Here is a 17,388-nt window from a genome sequence, read left to right as displayed (position 1 = left end):
TCAGAGCGGGGGATCTAGTGGCAACGGGCACGACGGTATTCAGCAGGGTCACGGTGGTCGCACCGACGACGCGCATCGACGTCGCGCTTCCGGCCGACGTGGCGGTCGCCGACCTGCTGCCCATGCTTCTGGAGATGGCCAAGGAGGTCACTCCGGACGGCGGGGCCCGGCACGGCGGGTGGGCGCTGGCCAAGCTCGGCGACGCCCCGCTCGACCCGAGCCGGACGCTCGCGTCCCTCGGCGTGGTCGACGGCGAGCTGCTGCAGCTGCGCAAGCGGAACGAGAACCCGCCGCCGCCGATGTACGACGACGTGGTCGACGCCATCGCGGAGGCCGACCCGGACACCTTCCGCCCATGGACGAAGGAAACCGCGCGCCGGTTCGGCCACGCCGCGGGCGGGCTCGCCCTGTTCTTCTCCGCGCTGGCCCTGTTCTTCAGCGGTTCCCTCTACGGCGGCTCCGCGCTCGGCCCGGCGATCGCCGGCGGCCTCGGCGCGATCGCCTGCGTCGCGGTCGGAGCCACGCTCGCCAAGGCCTACCAGGCCGAGGCCACCGGCGTGCTGATCGCCTCCGCGGGCGGCCTCCCGCTGGCGTTCGTGAGCGGGTTCTACATCGTGCCCGGACTGTCGGTGCGGGCGAACCTGCTGCTCGGCGCGGTGCTGGTGCTGATTGTCTCGGCGGTCTGCATCCTCGTGGTCGGCGCAGGCATCCGGGTGTTCATCGCGACCGCCACCGCGGGCGTGTTCGGCGCGCTCGCCTTCCTCGTCGCGACGCTCGTGACCAGCGCGGACACCGCGTCGGTCGCGGCGGGCACGGTCGCCGTCGCGCTGGGCTGCATCTCCTTCCTGCCGCGCGCCACCATCTGGCTCGCCAAGCTCCCGCTGCCGTACGTGCCGAGCACCGCCGAGGAACTGAAGGAAGACTCCGGCTTCCCGGACTACCAGGCGATCGAGCAGCGCACCGCGGTCGCGCACGACTACATGACCGGCCTGATGATCGGCTGCGGCGCAACCACGGCCGTCGCGGCGATCCTCGCGGCCACCGCGCCGAACGCCTTCGGCATCATCCTCGGCGTCATCGCCACGCTGGTCCTGCTGCTGCGCGCCCGGGCCTACGCCAACGGCGCGCAGGCGATCGCGCTGCTCACCACCGGCATGGTCGCCGCGGCGGGCATCCTGCTCGGCTGGCTGTTCTTCTCCGCCACCGCGGAGCAGCGGCTGCTGTACGTCTTCGGCGCGCTGATCCTGATCGCCGCGGCCGCCCTCGTGGTCGGCGTGGTCTTCCCGGACCAGCGGTTCTCGCCGCCGCTGCGGCGCACCGTGGAAATCATCGAGGCGATCTGCATCGCCGTGGTGTTGCCGCTCGCCCTCGGCGTGATGGACCTCTACTCGACGCTGCGCCACCTCAACCTCAAGTGAGCGCCGCGATGGGCTCCCGACGTCTTTTCCCGCGCCGGCTCGGCCTTCCCGGCCGGGCCGGGGTGGCGTTGTTCGCCGCCGGGCTCGGGCTGATGTCCCCGTTCGCCGCCGCTCCGGCGTCGGCGCAGACGGCGGACGCGCCCGCGGGCACCTGGGCCACCCCGCCGCCGCTGGGTCCCGGCGACGCGCCGCCCGCCGACACCGGCCGCCCGGACACCACGTACAAAAAGAAAAACGAGTGCGTGCAGCGGAGTCTCGGGCAGAACGTCGAGATCAACTTCCGTCCGTGGGGCCAGGAATACCTGCAGCTGGACAAGGCGCAGGAGATCGTCCGCGCGGCGACCGGATCGGTCGGCGGCAACCAGAAGGTCGCCGTGATCGACACCGGCGTCACGCCGCATCCGTGGTTCCAGGGCCGGGTGGAAAGCGGCGGGGACTACGTCGCCACCCCGGACAACGGCGCGGAGCCGGGCCTGCAGGACTGCGACGGCCACGGCACCGAGGTCGCCGGGATCATCGCGGGCAACCCGCAGGACCCGAAGGTCGGCTTCATCGGCGTGGCCCCGGACGCGCACATCGTGTCCTACCGGCAGCTGAGCGAGAACTACGCCAAGGACGACAACCCGCAGCCGCCCGCGGCTCCGCCGTCCGGGGGCCCGAGCCAGCCGCCCGCGAGCGGACAGAGCCAGCAGCCCCCGGCCAGCAGCGGCAACCAGCTTCCCCCGTCCTCGGGCGGCGGGACCGGCGGCGGCAGCGGCACCGCGCCCCAGCAGGACAACAAGGGCGACAACCGGCAGCTGCAGAAGGAAGGCACCGCGGGCACGCTGAACACGCTCGCGCAGATCATCCGCGGCATCGCCGACACCCACCGGGCCGGCGTGATCAACATGTCGGTCGACCACTGCCGCGCCGGCACCGCGCCCGGCGACATCCAGGAGGGCGAGCGCAAGGTCCAGGCCGCGGTGCACTACGCGGCCGAGAACAACATCGTGGTCGTCGCGGCCGCGGGCAACGTCTCGGAGAACTGCCCGCAGAACGACCAGGCCGACCCGAACAAGCCGAAGTCGATCGTCACCCCGCCGTGGTTCTCCGACGACGTGCTGTCCGTCGGCGCCATCCAGGAGGACGGCGGCGTCGCGCCGTTCAGCGTGCACGGCCCGTGGGTCGGCGTGGCCGCGCCGGGCACGAAGATCGTGTCGCTCGACCCGGCGGAGCACTCGACCGGACTCGCGAACCTGACCATCGCGAACGGCAACCCGTCGCCGATTCAGGGCACCAGCTTCGCCGCGCCGTACGTGGCGGGCGTCGCCGCGCTGGTCCGCTCGATGTTCCCGAACATGAACGCGCGTGACGTGGTCAAGCGGCTCAAGGCGACCGCACAGCACCCCGCCGCTCCGGGCGGGCGCGACAACTTCGTCGGCTACGGCGTGATCGACCCGGTGGCCGCGCTCACCGCGAATTTGCCGGGCGACACCGGCAATCTCTCGCTGCCGAAGCCGGTGGTGCAGGAGGCCAAGCTGCCGCCCGCCGACGGCATCAGCTCGACCCCGATGATCGTCGCGCTCGCCGGCACCGGCGGCGGCGTGGCGGCCCTGCTGATCACGCTGTTCGTGGTCCACACGATCCGGCGGAACCGGTCCGGGTCGCCGCCGGCGCGATAACTTCCAGCACGAAAAGGGCCGCTCTCCGCGATCGTCGCGAGAGCGGCCCTTTTTCCGTTCTTGGTTCCGGCGCGGAAAAGGCCGCTCGCCGCGGGTGTCGCGGCGGCGGCCTCCTTGGTCATTTCGCGGATTTCGGCGGCTTACCGTCCTTCTCCGGCCGCCGCGCGGGCGGATCCTGACCGATCACCGGCGGAGTCACCTGCGGGGGCTCGCCGAAGATCTCGGATGTCTTCGCCGGGGTGCGCTGCCTCGATTTGTGCTGTGCACCGCCGCCGCCACCGCCTCCGCCGCCCATGCCGGCGAAGCCCATCATCGGCATCATCGAGGCGCCCGAGCCCTCGTTCGCCGCCACTGGCGGCCCGGCCGGAGCGGCGGGTTCGACGGGCGGAATGCCCGCCTGGCCTTGCTCCAGCCGCGGATCGGCGGCGGTTTCCTTGCCGTGGTGGGAATCCTCCGCGGCGGACGGGCGCACCGAATCGTCCGAGGCGGCCGCGGAAGAGGCCACTGTGGACTCTCCGGCAGCGCTGGTTCCCGCGGGCGCGTCGGCGTCGTGCAGCCGGAATTGCCGCGCCGGATAGTGGTGCCGCAGTTCGATGCTCGACGGACTCCCGGCCGGTGCGTCCACTCCGGCGCACAACCGGCCGAACTCGCGCAGCACGTCCTCCGCGGCCTCGTGCAAGGACTTCAGCGACTGTCCGGTCTCCCGCATCTGCGACCGGGCCCGGGAAGCGCCGCCGCTGGGCAGCATCGCCGATTCGGACAGCAGATCAGCCGCGTCGACCAGCACCTCTTCCGCCGCACCGGCGATCTTGCGCAGCGATTCGGCGAGCTGGTCGACCGAGCCGGCGAGCGCGTCGAGCGCGTCCTCCGCCCCCTCGCTCGCGGCGCGGATTTCGCCGAGGTAAGCGACGAACGCGTCCGCGTCCGGGCCGGACCACGACGCGTCGATCCGGCCGAGATCCTCCGCGAGGTCCGCGGACACCCGGGCCGCCGTGCGCGCCGCGCCGCGCAGCCTCCCGGCCTCCGCGTCCAGTTCCTCCCAGCGGCCGGTGAGCGGCCGGTAGTAGGCGGCGACCGGATCGGGCACGCCCAGCTCGCGGGCCAGCTCGGTGACGTACGCCAAAGACGGCTCGGTCACGAGATCCTCCCGGCGCGCTCGATCCGCTCCGCCGCGTCGGCGTCCCGCTCGGTGTGGCCGGCGGTGAGCTGCTCCAGCGCCGCAGTGACCGACCGCAGCGCGGCGACCCCGGCGGCGAGCTGGCCGCGCAACGCCTGCGCCGCCTGTGCATACGACTCCGGCACGCCGAGTCGCTCGGCCAGCTCGCCGTACGCCTCGGCGGCAGTCGCCCCCGCGCCCACCCCGCCCGCTGCGGTCTCCAGTTCGTCGGCGGCCCGCGCGACCTTCGCCGCGTAGCCGCCGACGATCGCGCCGTCGATCCGCACGGCGCTGGTTCCCGGACTGCTTCCCGGCGCTGCCACGTTCATTCCTCCGCTCACCCGGTGCGTGTCCGAGTGTGACGGACGGAATCCGCCGTCAGTTCCCGGCGGGTTGCTGCTGTCCGGCCGCCTGCGGTTTGTACGAGCCCGCGTTCGGGTCGATCGGCACCGAATCGAACTGCTTCATCACGTTCTGCACGTTCAGCGACGCCCCGGTCGGCAGGAGCCCGATGATCGACTCCGGCGCGGGCAGCCGGTTGTTCAATCCCAGCGCTTCCGCGGTCGCCACGTCCGGCACGCCGTAACGGATGCCGCGGTCGGAGATCAGCTGGATCGGGCCCTTGCCGAAGGTCTTGTCCGTTTCGGTGGCCGACTGCACCACCGCGCCGTATCCGGTCGGCATGTAGAAGCCGGTGATCGGCACGCCGTTCGGGCCGGTGTTGCTGACGCTGAGGATCTTCGAGGTGCCGTCGGCGTTCTTCTCCACCGGGATCTGCTTGTTGATGTAGACCGAGGTATGCGCCTGGGTGCCGTCGGCGTTGAGCGACCAGCCGAGGCACGCCACCGGGGAGCCCTGCGTGGCGTCGAGGACGGTCGGGACGATCTTCGGGTAGTCGTCGACCTTGACGTAGTCGGGGTCGTCCTTCTGCAGCACCTTGACGTTGTTGATCTTGTCGAGAGTCAAGGTCGGGGTGGTGGCCGAGCCGCCGCTCTTGGCCGTGCGCACGATGTCCGCGACGGCGGGCGAAACCTTCTGGATGCCGCTCTTGGCGATGAGCCAGAACTCCAACGCGCCACCGGAGGGCTGGGTCGAGAAGACGTCGCCGACGGTCAGGCCGTCGAAGCTGCTCGGCGGCGTCGTGTTCTCGCCCGCGACCGGCGGCGGGATCAGCTTGGTGACCTCGGGGATCGCGTTGAGAAGGGCCTGCGACACCTTGCGCGCCTTCGTCGGCAGGTGCAGCGCGGACCGCACCGGGTCGCTGGTGCTCGACGACACCTCGGCGCGCACGGTGTTCGCGTTCGGCCGGCTCTGCGTCGCGGGCAGCCGGTAGATGAGGTAGGTCTTGCCGTTGCCCGCGTCGCCGAGCAGCGCCTGGTTGTCCTGCAGCTCGCTGCCGAGCTTGTCGACGCCGGCGATCACGTCCGTGTTGGTCTTGTTGACCGAGTCCGGCTGCGGCAGCGACGGGTCGAGCACGACCTCGTCGCAGACCGCCCAATTGGGGGTAATCCGCTGATCCGCCGACGGGATCAGCTGCGGGCCGTCCGGAATGCCGGTGAGCTTCTCGCGCGGCATGTTCTTCAGCTGTTCATCCGAGACGACAGTCGGGTTCTTCACGTCGGTCGCCTGCTGGCCGCCTTGGCCGCCCTGCTGTCCCTGGCCGCCCTGCTGCTTCTGCGCCAAGAGGATCAGCCGCGCCGACGCGAGGTTGAACGTCGGGATCAGCCGCGCCGGATTCCCCGTGACGACATACACCGTGCCGGACTGCTCGCCGATCACGATGTTGTCCGACGACGGCACCGAGGGCGCGGGGCTCAACAGGCCCCACAGCACGAAAACGACGGCGCCCAGCACGCCGAGGATCACGCCGACCGCGGTCGCTCGCCCGTGGGAGCGCATCGGGTCGTGCAACATCACCGCGTCGCGGCGGACCAGCGCGGACTGCATCCGGCGCAGGACGAACTTGTATGCCTGAACCTGAGACTTAGTCGTGGGTGTTGATGGCATTCTCGACCTACAGTCCTCCCCGTCGCGGTACGGTTCCGCAGGATAGCCGTACGGGGACCGTCTGGTGTGGGGTTTCTACCAACTCCGGTTAGGGTCAGGCATCCCGGGACCGGCTTTCCGGGTACGCAGCACTCACGAGGGGAAGAGAACGCGCGGATGTCCGTCAGCACGCCTCCACGTCCGCCTGGTCCGCAGGGGCCGCCACCGCCGCCCGGGGGACGTCCCCCGGGCCCGCCGCAGCGGCCCGGAAGAACCGGCGGACCCGGCGCGGCTCCCGGCGGCCCCGGCCTGCCCCCTCGCACTCCCCCTCCCGGCGTGCCGGGCGGTCCCGGACGACCCGGCGGACCGGTCACTCCCGGACCCGGCGTTCCCAAGCCCGGAGGTCCCGGCGTTCCCGGCGCTCCGGGACCCGGCGGCCCCAAACCGGGCGGACCCGGCGGTCCCGGCGGGCCCAAACCCGGTCCGGGCGGACCCAAGCCCGGCGGTCCGGGCGGTCCCGGAGGCCCCGCCGGACCTGGCGGGCCGGGTGGACCGGGTGGTCCCACCGGCCCGCGGACTGGCCGTCCCGGCGGCGGGCCTAACGGTCCGCGTCCCGGCGGACCTGGCGGACCTGGCGGCCCCGGCGGCGGTGGCCCCGGCGGCCCGGGCGGCCCGGGCGGTGGCGGCCCCGGCGGACCTGGTGGTCCCAGCGGCGGTGGTCCTGGCGGACCCGGCGGACCGGGCGGTCCCAGCGGCGGCGGCCCGGAAAGCAGCGAACCCTCCCCGGCCGGCGGCGGCACCGCGACCGCGGTCCGGATGGCACCGCCCTCGCGGCGGCGCTCCGGCGGCATCTCGCTCGGTCCGCTGCCCGTGGTCAACCTCGTCGTGCTGGAAGTCGGCGTCGCGATCGGGCTCGTGCTGCTGGCGATCAACACGCAGCTCAAGTACGTCGCGATCGGCGTCGCCGTGCTCGGCCTCATCCTCGCCTTCCTGCGCGTCGGCGGGCGCTGGTTCACCCAGTGGCTCTCGCTGACGCTGCGGTACCGGTTCCGCTCGCACGGCCGGGTGGCGACCCCTCCGCCGCCGACCAGCATCGAGGAACTGGCCGAGGAAAGCGCCATCACCGGCCCGGAGGACGCGCGCGTCAGCCTGTTGCGGCTGGCGGTGCCGGATCTCGTGGTGGCGCACGCCGTCGACCACGAACGGCAGGAAGTCGGCATCGCCTGGAACGAGGGCACCTGGACCGCGGTCCTGCTCGTCGAGCCGATGCCGGCGATGATCTCGCAGGCGGGCGGCGCGCCCAGCCTCCCGCTTTCCGCGCTCGCGCCGTGCCTGGAAGACCGCGGCGTGCTGCTGGACTCCATCCAGATGATCTGGCACAGCTACCCGGGTTCGGCCGCGATGCCCGCGGACGCCCCGGCGCTCAGCTCCTACCTCGAGGTGCTCGGCCCGCTGCCCGCGGCCGCCCGGCGGACCACGTGGATCGCGGTCCGGCTCGACCCGCGGCGCTGCCCGGACGCGATCCGGGAACGCGGCGGCGGCGTCGTCGGAGCGCACCGCGCGATGATCGGTGCGCTGTCGCGGGTGCGCAACGCACTGGAGTCGCAGGGCGTGCCGACCCGGCCGCTGGACCCGGACGAGCTGCTGCGCGCCAGCATCTCGGCGGCCGAGCTCACCGCGGTCGCCGGTTCCAACGAGAAGGTCAGCCTGCAGGAGAGCTGGACCGGCGTCACCGCGGCCGGCATCGGGCACTCCAGCTACGCGATCACCGGCTGGCCCAAGGGCAAGATCAGCGGCAGCCTCAACGGGCTGACCAGCGTGCGCGCGCTGTCGGCGACGGTCGCCATGGCGATCTCTCCGTCGGCGGACGAGGGCCGCATCGGCCTGCGCGGCGTGGTGCGGCTCAGCGCCCGCAACCCGCGCGAGCTGGACGCCGCCGACCAGCGGCTGCAGAGCATCGCGGAGCGGCTGGACGTCGACCTGACCCCGATGAAGGGCATGCAGATCTCGGCGTTCTCCGCGACGCTGCCGATCGGAGGGACCGCATGAGCACCCGACTTCGCGACGCCGGGCAGAACCAGGGCATCGCGCCGGAATTCACGGTCGATCCGGCCATGCTCGACGCGATCAGCCCGTCCGGCGACCGCGGCGGCGTCGTCCTCGGCTCCGGCCTCAAGGGCGAACCGCTGACCGTCTCCGCGCTGCGCTCGCAGCCGACCCGCATCGTGCTCGTCGGCGGTCTCTACCTGGCCCGCCAGGTCGCGATGCGCGCCATGGCGACCGGTGCGTGGGTGGTCGTGGCGACCGGACGTCCCGCGGCGTGGCAAGTGCTGCAGCAGGCCGCCGGAAGCCGCGACGGACGCCCGTCGCCGCTGGTGCAGATCCGCCGGCTCTCGCCGGTCGAACTGCCCCGTCCGTCTGAGGACGCCCCGCTGCTCGTGGTGACCGACGGCGGCCCGACCCCGCAGGACCTGTTCCCGCCCCGTTCGCCCTGGCAGACCACGGTGTACGTGCTGCCGTACCTGCACCCGCAGGCGGGCACCACGGCGAACGCCGCGGACCTCGTGCTGATGCAGCGGCTGCCCGCCGGACAGGCCGAACTGGCCGCCCGGATCTGGCGCTTGCCGCCGCAGATGATGCGTCAGCTGACCACGCTGAAGGACGACCAGATCGTGGCGCTGGGCACGAACCTGTGGCGTCCGCTCCGGCTGGTCACGACGCAGAAGGAACAGCAACTGCTCGGCCCGGTTCGCCGGGGCGACTGAGCTTTCGCCAGAGAATAGTCCGGGAGGGCCTTCCTGCGGAAACTCCACAGGTAGGCCCTCCCTGGCTTTACCAGCGCCACCGCGCTCAGCGACGAAGCCTCGACCTAAAGCTCGGTCGAAGACCGCACGTTCCGAGTCTGTTCCGCCCGCGCGGCCAGCAGCTCGTCCGGGGGGTAATCCACCGCCGTCAACGTCAGCCCGTGCGCCGGGGCGACCGCGCTGTCCCGGGTCCCACTCGCCAGCACCTGGCCAGGCCAGTCGGTTCCGCGCCGCCCGTCCCCCACGAGCAGCAGTACCCCGACCAAGCTGCGGACCATCGAATGACAGAACGCGTCCGCGCTGACCTGGACTTCCAGCAGGTACTCGTCGATCCGCGTCCACTCCAGGCGCTGCAGCTCGCGGATCGTCGTGCCGCCCTCTCGCTGTTTGCAGTACGCGGCGAAGTCCTGCAGGCCCAGCAACGACTGCGCGGCGGCGTTCATCCGCTCTGTCGACAGTGGACGGCCCCAAGCGAGAGTGTCGTTGCGGCGCAACGGGTCGACTCCCCACGGGGCATCTGAGACGCGGTAGCGGTAGTGCCGCCGGATGGCCGAGAACCGGGCGTCGAAACCCGTCGGCGCCACGCGTGCGCGCAAAACCCGCGCATCGGCGGGCAAGAGTTTGTTCCAGCGGCCACGCATCCGCGTCAGGTCCGGGATTCCCAGCGAATCCACCGGAATCCGGCCCGGCGCACCGGGTTCGAACGGGACGACGTCGACGTGCACGACCTGTCCGGTCGCGTGCACCCCGGCGTCCGTGCGGCCCGCGACGACCACGGAGTTCGGCACCGCCTTGCCCGGCGGCTGGCGCTGCAGGGCCTGCTCCAGTTCCTCCTGCACGGTGCGGCGGCCGGGCTGGCGGGCCCAGCCGGAGAAGTCCGTGCCGTCGTAGCTCACGTCCAAACGCAGACGAACGAGCCCGCCCTCCCCGTGGGGAGCGGCGGGCTCGTCCGATGTAGACAGTGCCGGCAGGACTCAGTCCTTCTTGGCGTCGGCGTCGTCGGAGGCAGCGGCCTCGTCCGAAGCAGCGGCCTCGTCCGCGGCCGGGGCGGCGGCCTCTTCGGCAGCCGGGGCCTCTTCGGTCGCGGCGGGGGCCTCGGCGGCCTCCTCGGCGACCGGAGCGGCGGCGACCTCGTCCTTGGCGAACTTGGTCTTGCGGGCCCGCTCGGCCTCGGACGTCACGGTCTTCTCCGCGACCAGTTCGATGACGGCCATGGCGGCGTTGTCGCCCTTGCGCGGCATCGTCTTGGTGATGCGGGTGTACCCGCCGGCGCGCTCCGCGAAGTGCGGGCCGATCTCGGCGAACAGCTTGTGCACGACGTCCTTGTCCCGGACGACCTTCTGCACCAGGCGACGGTTGTGCAGGTCGCCCCGCTTCGCCTTGGTGATCAGCTTCTCAGCCAGCGGGCGGACCCGCTTGGCCTTCGCCTCGGTCGTCGTGATCTTGCCGTGCTCGAACAGCTGAGTGGCCAGGTTGGCCAGGATCAGCCGCTCGTGCGCGGCGGACCCGCCGAGCCGGGCTCCCTTGGTAGGGGTGGGCATGACTTTCTCCTAGTTCAGCTCACAGCGTCCGGGCACGAGGCCTCAGAGCTGCTCGGTCTCTGCGTAGTCCTGGCCATCATCGTGGCCGTCGTCCGAAATCCCGCCGCCGATGCCGGCGACCCCTTCCGACCAGCCTTCGCCGTCGTAGCTGGTGGCAGCCGCGGACGGGTCGAACCCGGGCGGGCTGTCCTTCAGCGCGAGGCCGAGGCCGACCAGCTTCAGCTTGACCTCGTCGATCGACTTGGCGCCGAAGTTGCGGATGTCGAGAAGGTCCGCCTCGCTGCGCGAGACCAGCTCGCCCACGGTGTGGATGCCTTCGCGCTTCAGGCAGTTGTACGACCGGACGGTGAGGTCCAGGTCCTCGATCGGCATCGCGTAGGCGGCGATGGTGTCCGCCTCCTGCGGCGACGGGCCGATCTCGATGCCCTCGGCGTCGACGTTCAGCTCGCGAGCGAGGCCGAACAGCTCCACCAGCGTCTTGCCGGCCGAGGCCACCGCGTCGCGCGCGGTGATCGACGGCTTGGTCTCGACGTCCAGGATCAGCTTGTCGAAGTCGGTGCGCTGCTCGACACGGGTGGCCTCGACCTTGTAAGTCACCTTCAGCACCGGCGAGTAGATCGAGTCGACCGGGATCCGGCCGATCTCCGCGCCCGCCTGCTTGTTCTGCAGGGCCGGAACGTACCCGCGGCCGCGCTCGACGACGAGCTCGATCTCGAGCTTGCCCTTGCCGTTCAGCGACGCGATGTGCAGATCCGGGTTGTGCACGGTGACGCCCGCGGGCGGCACGATGTCGGCAGCCGTGACCTCACCCGGGCCCTGCTTGCGCAGGTACATGGTGACCGGCTCGTCCTCTTCCGAGGACACGACCAGTTCCTTCAGGTTCAGGATGATGTCGGTGACGTCTTCCTTCACCCCGGGAACGGTGGTGAATTCGTGCAGCACGCCGTCGATGCGGATGCTCGTCACGGCCGCGCCCGGGATGGACGACAGCAGCGTGCGCCGCAGCGAGTTGCCGAGCGTGTAGCCGAAGCCGGGCTCCAGCGGTTCGATGGTGAACCGGGAGCGGGTCTCGTTGACCGTCTCTTCGCTGAGAGCCGGCCGCTGGGAAATCAGCATTCCTTGTTTCCTTTCCAGACGACGCCCGCCATATGACGTCGAAGGGATGGCGTGGCGGCGGCGCACGGGACGCCGCCGCCCGGTAACCAGTCGCAGAGACCGGTTACTTCGAGTAGAGCTCGACGATCAGCTGTTCCTGAACCGGAACGTCGATCTGCGCGCGCTCCGGCAGCTGGTGGACCAGCACGCGGAGGTTCGACGGGACGACCTGCAGCCACGCCGGAACCGGACGCTCGCCGAAGGACTCCTTGGCCGCGACGAAGGGCAGCATGCCCATCGACTTCGGCCGCACGTCGATGATGTCCCACTTGGTCACCTGGTAGGACGGCACGTTGACCTTGACGCCGTTGACCAGGAAGTGGCCGTGGCTCACCAGCTGCCGCGCCTGACGGCGGGTGCGGGCGATGCCGGCGCGGTAGATCACGTTGTCCAGCCGGGACTCGAGGATCTGCAGCAGGTTCTCACCGGTCTTGCCCGGACGCCGCACGGCTTCCTTGTAGTACCGGACGAACTGGCGCTCGAGCACGCCGTAGGTGTAGCGAGCCTTCTGCTTCTCCTGCGACTGCAGGAGGTACTCGGACTCCTTGATGCGCCCGCGGCCGTGCTGGCCCGGCGGGTAGGGGCGACGTTCGAACGCCTGGTCGCCGCCGATGAGGTCAACCTTGAGGCGACGCGAAATACGCGTCGCGGGGCCGGTGTAACGAGCCATTTCTTAGTACTCCTCCCCGTTCCTCAGACCCGGCGCCGCTTGGGCGGGCGGCAGCCGTTGTGAGGCTGCGGGGTCACGTCCTGGATGGTGCCGACCTCGAGGCCGGCCGCCTGCAGCGAGCGGATCGCCGTCTCGCGGCCCGAACCCGGGCCCTTCACGAAAACGTCGACCTTCTTCATGCCGTGCTCGGCCGCCTTGCGGGCGGCGTTCTCGGCGGCCATCTGCGCGGCGAACGGAGTCGACTTGCGCGAGCCCTTGAAGCCCACGTGGCCGCTCGAGGCCCACGCGATCACGGCGCCGGTCGGGTCCGTGATGGAGACGATGGTGTTGTTGAAGGTGCTCTTGATGTGCGCGTGACCGTGCGCGACATTCTTCTTTTCCTTGCGGCGGACCTTCTTGGCCCCCGCAGTGCGGCTCTTGGGTGGCATGTTCTGAGGGTTCTCCTGTTAACGCGCGTTCTGCTGGTGAGCGGCGACGGCTTCCTGCTGCCCGCGGCGGATGATGGATCCGGCGTCGGTGTAGAGGTTCCGCAGCGCCATCGGGCGGGCGTAGAGCGCCTTGGGCGAGACACAAGCCGTGGAGCGACGGACGGAACCGCCCATGCGAACGACCTTCTTGCCCTGGGTGCTCACTTCTTGCCAGCCTTCTTCTTGCCGGCGACCGTCTTCTTCGGGCCCTTGCGGGTGCGGGCGTTGGTCTTGGTCCGCTGACCGCGCACCGGCAGACCACGACGCCAGCGCAGACCCTGGTAGGTCCCGATCTCGATCTTGCGCCGGATGTCGGCGTTCACCTCGCGGCGAAGGTCACCCTCGACCTTGAAGTTTTCGTCGATGTAGTCCTTCAGCTTGACGAGATCCTCGTCGCTGAGGTCCTTGACGCGGGTGTCGGCGTTCAGCTCGGCAGCAGCGATCATCTGCTTCGAGCGGGTACGGCCGATCCCGTAGATGTAAGTCAGCGCGATTTCCAACCGCTTCTCGCGGGGAAGGTCGACGCCAGCGAGTCGTGCCACTGGTGCTCCTTTTTCGGGTTCGTCTTCAGGTCTGCTCCCCGTCCGGTTCCGGAACCGACTCGCCTGTCGTGCCCGTGGCTTGCGCCCCGGGTGTCCCGGCCCCGGCCTGAAGTCCGGGGGTGCACCGGACCGCTTCCGCGGCCCGGCAGGTACGGGGAGGGTGGGTTAGCCGTCAAGCGGCCTGCTGCAGTGCGGTTCTCAGCCCTGACGCTGCTTGTGACGCAGGTTCTCGCAGATCACCATGATCCGGCCGTGACGGCGGATCACCTTGCACTTGTCGCAGATCTTCTTGACGCTCGGCTGGACCTTCACGTCTTCCTGCTTCCTGCTCTGCTCGGCTCTGGCGTGATCACTTGTAGCGGTAGACGATGCGACCACGGGAGAGGTCGTAGGGCGACAGCTCCACGACAACCCTGTCCTCCGGCAGGATGCGGATGTAGTGCTGCCGCATCTTGCCGCTGATGTGTGCCAGGACCTTGTGGCCGTTCTCCAACTCGACGCGGAACATCGCGTTGGGGAGCGGCTCGACCACGCGGCCTTCGACCTCGATGGCCCCGTCTTTCTTAGCCATGTCCTCCGCAATCCCTGATGCACGCTTGATGTGCACAGCGTGATCGGTTTTGAGCTCGAGTCCTTGCTTACTGGGTGGTGCTCGGCCACACTCGGCCCCGGGTCCATGAGGTTCGCGAGAATTCACGAGCATGCTGGAACCGGCGCATGAGCGCGCCGACTTGACAGTGTACGCAACCCGTGCAGTACCCCGTCGGCCGGGGGGCAAGAAGACCCGTGTGAGTGGCCGCTCAGGACTCTTCGGGGAGGGTGAGGACCCAGGGGCCGTCCTCGGTGATGGCGACGGTGTGCTCCCAGTGCGCGGCGCGCGAGCCGTCGAGGGTGACGACCGTCCAGCCGTCGTCCAGTTCGAGGGTTTCGCCGCTGCCGCCGGTCAGCATGGGTTCGACCGCGAGCGCCATGCCGGGCTTGAGCCGCGGGCCCTTGCCGGGTTTGCCGACGTTCGGCAGGAACGGCTCCATGTGCATCTGGCGGCCGATGCCGTGGCCGCCGTACTCGAGGATCTCGCCGTATTCGCGGCCGTCGTCCTCGCCCGCCTGGCGGGCGGCGGTCTGCACGGCGAACGAGATGTCGGTGAGCCGGGAGCCGGCGCGAACGGCCTCGATGCCCGCCCACATGGCGCGCTTGGTCGCCTCGGACAACTGCCGGTCTTTCTCGCTGACCTCGCCGATCTCCAGCGTCACCGCGGAGTCGCCGTGCCAGCCGTCGAGGATCGCGCCGCAGTCGACCGAGATCAGGTCGCCGTCGGAGAGCACCTGCTTGGCCGACGGGATGCCGTGCACGATCTGCTCGTTCACCGACGCGCAGATCGACGCCGGGAACCCGTGGTAGCCCTTGAACGAGGGCACCGCGCCGGCGTCGCGGATCGTCTGCTCGGCCAGCTCGTCCAGTTCCGCGGTGCTGACGCCGGGACGGGCAAGTTCGCGCACGGCGGCCAGGGTGCGGGCGACCACCAGTCCGGCCGCCCGCATGGCCTCCAGCTCGCCACGGGTCTTGATCTCGATCATGCGCCCGCGGCGGAGCACTTGCAGAACACGCAATCCTCCGAGATTCACGTGCGGTCGCGCAGCGCTTTCAGCACGCGGTCCGAGATCTCCTGCACCTCGCCGACGCCGTCGACCTTCACCAGGATGTCGGCGTAGTACTCGAGCAGCGGCGCAGTCTCCGACACGTACACCTGCTGGCGACGGCGGATGACATCCTCGGTGTCGTCCGAGCGGCCGCGCGACATGAGCCGGTTGACGACGACGTCTTCGGCCACGTCGAGCTGGATGACCGCGTCGAGCTTGGTGTCGGCCTCGCTCAGCATCTCGCCGAGGACCTCGGCCTGCTTGGTGTTGCGCGGGAACCCGTCGAGCAGGAAGCCCGCCTTCGCGTCCGGCTCGGCCAGCCGCTCGCGGACCATTTCGTTGGTCACCGAGTCCGGCACCAGCTCGCCGGAGTCCAGGTACCGCTTGGCCTCCTGGCCGAGCGGGGTCTCCTGGCCGACGTGCGCCCGGAAGAGGTCACCGGTCGAGATGTGCGGGATCCGCAGCTGCTCGGACAGGGCAACCGCCTGCGTGCCTTTGCCCGCGCCGGGCGGTCCGACGAGAACCAGTCGCGTCACTTCAAGAACCCTTCGTAGTTGCGCTGCATCAGCTGGCTTTCGATCTGCTTCACGGTGTCGAGCCCGACGCCGACCATGATCAGCACAGCCGTGCCACCGAACGGGAAGTTCTGGTTGTTCCCGCTGCCGGTGAGGGACAGGAAGAAGTTCGGGAGGATCGCGATGATGCCCAGGTACAGCGAGCCGGGGAGAGTGATCCGGCCCAGCACGAAGCTGAGGTACTCGGCGGTGGGACGGCCGGGCCGGATGCCCGGGATGAAGCCGCCGAACTTCTTCATCTCTTCCGCACGCTCGTCCACGTTGAACGTGATCGTGATGTAGAAGTAGGTGAAGAAGATGATCAACAGGAAGTAGAGCAGGATGTGCACCCAGCTGCTCTGGTTGACCAGGTAGTTCTGAATGAACGACTGCCAGCCCGCGTTGCTGTTCGGGTCGCCGATCAGCTGGCTGAGCAGCTGCGGCAGGTACAGCAGGGACGAGGCGAAGATGACCGGGATGACACCGGCCTGGTTCACCTTGATCGGCAGGTAAGTCGAGGTGCCGCCGTACATCCGGCGGCCGACCATGCGCTTGGCGTACTGCACCGGGATCCGGCGCTGGCCCTGCTCGACGAAGATGACGCTGGCGATGATCACCAGTCCGAAGGCGAGGACCACGACCAGCGCGATGCCGCCGCCGTTGCTGATGATGTTGGCGCCCTCGGCCGGGATGCGGGCCGCGATGTTCAGGAAGATCAGCACCGACATGCCGTTGCCGACGCCGCGCTCGGTGATCAGCTCGCCCAGCCACATCATCACCGCGGTGCCGGCGGTCATGGTGACCACGATCAGCGTCAGCGAGTAGATGCTGTTGTCCGGGATGATCGGCTGCGAGCAGCCCTGGAACAGCGTGCCGCGGTCGGCCAGCGCGACCACGCCGGTGGCCTGCAGGATCGCCAGAGCGATCGTGAGGTACCGGGTGTACTGGGTCAGCTTGTTCTGGCCGGACTGGCCTTCCTTCTTCAACTCCTCGAACCGCGGGATGACCACGGTGAGCAGCTGGATGATGATGCTCGCGGTGATGTAGGGCATGATGCCCGTCGCGAACAGCGACAGCTGCAGCAGCGCGCCGCCGCTGAAGAGGTTGAGCAGCTGGTACACGCCCTGCTGGTCCGCCTGTGCGGTACAGGCCTTCACGGCGGCGAACGAGACCCCCGGAGCCGGGATGGTTGCACCGATCCGGTAGACCGCGACGATGGCTAGCGTGAACAGGATCTTCTTGCGTAGATCCGGCGTCGCGAGAGCCGAGCGGAATGCGCTGAGCACGCGGGGGACCTCCTCGGCGTCGTCGGTCGTCCCAACCGACGATCGGCTTGGCCGGTACGAGACCGGCGGGATGTCTGACTCACTGGCAAGCCAGGAACGCTTCAGGGCAAACAGGCCCGGAAGCGTGCCGCCGACTCTAACAGCTTCGCATGGAGCCCCCGCAGCGCGTGTGCGTTTTACGTCTCAGTACGAGCCGCCCCGGCAGCCAAGAGCCGCAGGTGAGGCCGCTCGGAGCACAGATGATCACCTGTTCGGCCCGCACCATTAGGCGGGCTTTCCCACAACAGCACGGAAAAACGGCACCAAGCCGAGCCCGTGAGGGACCCCTTCACGTACTTAGATTCCCTCAAGGAGCCCTTCACGCCCCCCAACCGGCACCGGTGCACGCAAAACTCGAGGCATCCAGCCCCTCCCCCGCACCCCGATACGAAGCCTCCCTGCGGTTCGGGGGTGCTTGTCAAGGCATCTTTCCCGCCTTGACAAGCACCCCCGAACCGTCAGCACAATC

General features: G+C 69.9%; 19 protein-coding genes. 4 read left to right on the top strand and 15 right to left on the bottom strand.

The annotated features are described in order from the left end of the window. Positions 1-17 precede the first annotated feature (17 nt). Positions 18-1,418, top strand: a complete 1,401-nt coding sequence (eccD, locus tag L942_RS34970) for a type VII secretion integral membrane protein EccD (RefSeq protein WP_037368533.1) — start codon at positions 18-20, stop codon at positions 1,416-1,418. A gap of 8 nt (positions 1,419-1,426) precedes the next feature. Then, complete coding sequence (locus L942_RS34965; RefSeq protein ID WP_051166470.1) at positions 1,427-3,079, top strand: S8 family serine peptidase; 1,653 nt, start codon at positions 1,427-1,429, stop codon at positions 3,077-3,079. Positions 3,080-3,197: 118 nt separating this feature from the next. On the opposite strand, the gene L942_RS34960 is transcribed toward L942_RS34965, so the two are convergent. Genes L942_RS34960 through eccB form a run of 3 tightly spaced genes read right to left on the bottom strand, consistent with a single transcriptional unit; the run spans position 3,198 to position 6,242 of the window. Next, entirely contained in the window at positions 3,198-4,217 is a 1,020-nt protein-coding gene (locus L942_RS34960; RefSeq protein ID WP_037368529.1) for a WXG100 family type VII secretion target, read from the bottom strand. Next, the gene (locus L942_RS34955) at positions 4,214-4,558 is read right to left on the bottom strand and encodes a hypothetical protein (protein WP_235079592.1); all 345 of its coding nucleotides are present in this window, start codon (positions 4,556-4,558) and stop codon (positions 4,214-4,216) included. The genes L942_RS34960 and L942_RS34955 overlap by 4 nt, the downstream gene beginning before the upstream one ends. 55 nt (positions 4,559-4,613) lie before the next feature. Next, complete coding sequence (eccB, locus tag L942_RS34950) at positions 4,614-6,242, bottom strand: type VII secretion protein EccB (protein ID WP_081655362.1); 1,629 nt, start codon at positions 6,240-6,242, stop codon at positions 4,614-4,616. 795 nt (positions 6,243-7,037) lie between these two features. On the opposite strand from eccB, the gene eccE reads away from it, so the two are divergent. Beyond that, on the top strand, positions 7,038-8,270 hold the full coding sequence (eccE, locus tag L942_RS34940; protein ID WP_037368524.1) for a type VII secretion protein EccE: 1,233 nt from the start codon (positions 7,038-7,040) through the stop codon (positions 8,268-8,270). After that, complete coding sequence (locus L942_RS34935) at positions 8,267-8,986, top strand: hypothetical protein (protein ID WP_037368522.1); 720 nt, start codon at positions 8,267-8,269, stop codon at positions 8,984-8,986. The genes eccE and L942_RS34935 overlap by 4 nt, the downstream gene beginning before the upstream one ends. 104 nt (positions 8,987-9,090) lie before the next feature. On the opposite strand, the gene truA is transcribed toward L942_RS34935, so the two are convergent. The 12 genes from truA to secY form a co-directional block, all read right to left on the bottom strand. Next, positions 9,091-9,927 (bottom strand): tRNA pseudouridine(38-40) synthase TruA, encoded by an 837-nt coding sequence (gene truA / locus L942_RS34930; protein WP_106965148.1) that lies wholly within the window; start codon positions 9,925-9,927, stop codon positions 9,091-9,093. A gap of 72 nt (positions 9,928-9,999) precedes the next feature. Continuing rightward, positions 10,000-10,566: a 50S ribosomal protein L17 gene (rplQ, locus tag L942_RS34925; RefSeq protein ID WP_037368519.1), complete on the bottom strand. Its 567-nt coding sequence runs from the start codon at positions 10,564-10,566 to the stop codon at positions 10,000-10,002. A gap of 42 nt (positions 10,567-10,608) precedes the next feature. Beyond that, entirely contained in the window at positions 10,609-11,682 is a 1,074-nt protein-coding gene (locus tag L942_RS34920; protein ID WP_037368516.1) for a DNA-directed RNA polymerase subunit alpha, read from the bottom strand. Between the two features lie 103 nt (positions 11,683-11,785). Then, on the bottom strand, positions 11,786-12,391 hold the full coding sequence (rpsD, locus tag L942_RS34915) for a 30S ribosomal protein S4 (RefSeq protein WP_037368514.1): 606 nt from the start codon (positions 12,389-12,391) through the stop codon (positions 11,786-11,788). Positions 12,392-12,414: 23 nt separating this feature from the next. Next, on the bottom strand, positions 12,415-12,819 hold the full coding sequence (gene rpsK, locus L942_RS34910; RefSeq protein ID WP_009072340.1) for a 30S ribosomal protein S11: 405 nt from the start codon (positions 12,817-12,819) through the stop codon (positions 12,415-12,417). An 18-nt stretch (positions 12,820-12,837) separates the two neighbouring features. Further along, on the bottom strand, positions 12,838-13,023 hold the full coding sequence (locus tag L942_RS34905; RefSeq protein ID WP_037368511.1) for a hypothetical protein: 186 nt from the start codon (positions 13,021-13,023) through the stop codon (positions 12,838-12,840). Next, positions 13,020-13,400, bottom strand: coding sequence for a 30S ribosomal protein S13 (gene rpsM / locus L942_RS34900; RefSeq protein WP_009072337.1), 381 nt, complete (start codon positions 13,398-13,400; stop codon positions 13,020-13,022). Before rpsM ends, L942_RS34905 begins: the two co-directional genes overlap by 4 nt. 198 nt (positions 13,401-13,598) lie before the next feature. Further along, positions 13,599-13,712 (bottom strand): 50S ribosomal protein L36, encoded by a 114-nt coding sequence (gene rpmJ, locus L942_RS34895; RefSeq protein ID WP_004558882.1) that lies wholly within the window; start codon positions 13,710-13,712, stop codon positions 13,599-13,601. 37 nt (positions 13,713-13,749) lie between these two features. Then, positions 13,750-13,971, bottom strand: a complete 222-nt coding sequence (gene infA / locus L942_RS34890) for a translation initiation factor IF-1 (RefSeq protein ID WP_004558881.1) — start codon at positions 13,969-13,971, stop codon at positions 13,750-13,752. A gap of 229 nt (positions 13,972-14,200) precedes the next feature. Further along, entirely contained in the window at positions 14,201-14,977 is a 777-nt protein-coding gene (map, locus tag L942_RS34885; protein ID WP_037368509.1) for a type I methionyl aminopeptidase, read from the bottom strand. A 44-nt stretch (positions 14,978-15,021) separates the two neighbouring features. Continuing rightward, the gene (locus L942_RS34880) at positions 15,022-15,576 is read right to left on the bottom strand and encodes an adenylate kinase (protein ID WP_037368506.1); all 555 of its coding nucleotides are present in this window, start codon (positions 15,574-15,576) and stop codon (positions 15,022-15,024) included. Beyond that, on the bottom strand, positions 15,573-16,880 hold the full coding sequence (secY, locus tag L942_RS34875) for a preprotein translocase subunit SecY (RefSeq protein WP_037368504.1): 1,308 nt from the start codon (positions 16,878-16,880) through the stop codon (positions 15,573-15,575). The genes L942_RS34880 and secY overlap by 4 nt, the downstream gene beginning before the upstream one ends. Positions 16,881-17,388 lie beyond the last annotated feature (508 nt).

Origin of the sequence: Amycolatopsis orientalis DSM 43388 (assembly GCF_000411975.1) — a bacterium.
GTDB lineage: Bacteria > Actinomycetota > Actinomycetes > Mycobacteriales > Pseudonocardiaceae > Amycolatopsis > Amycolatopsis orientalis_D.
This window is presented reverse-complemented; position numbering and strand designations above follow the sequence as displayed.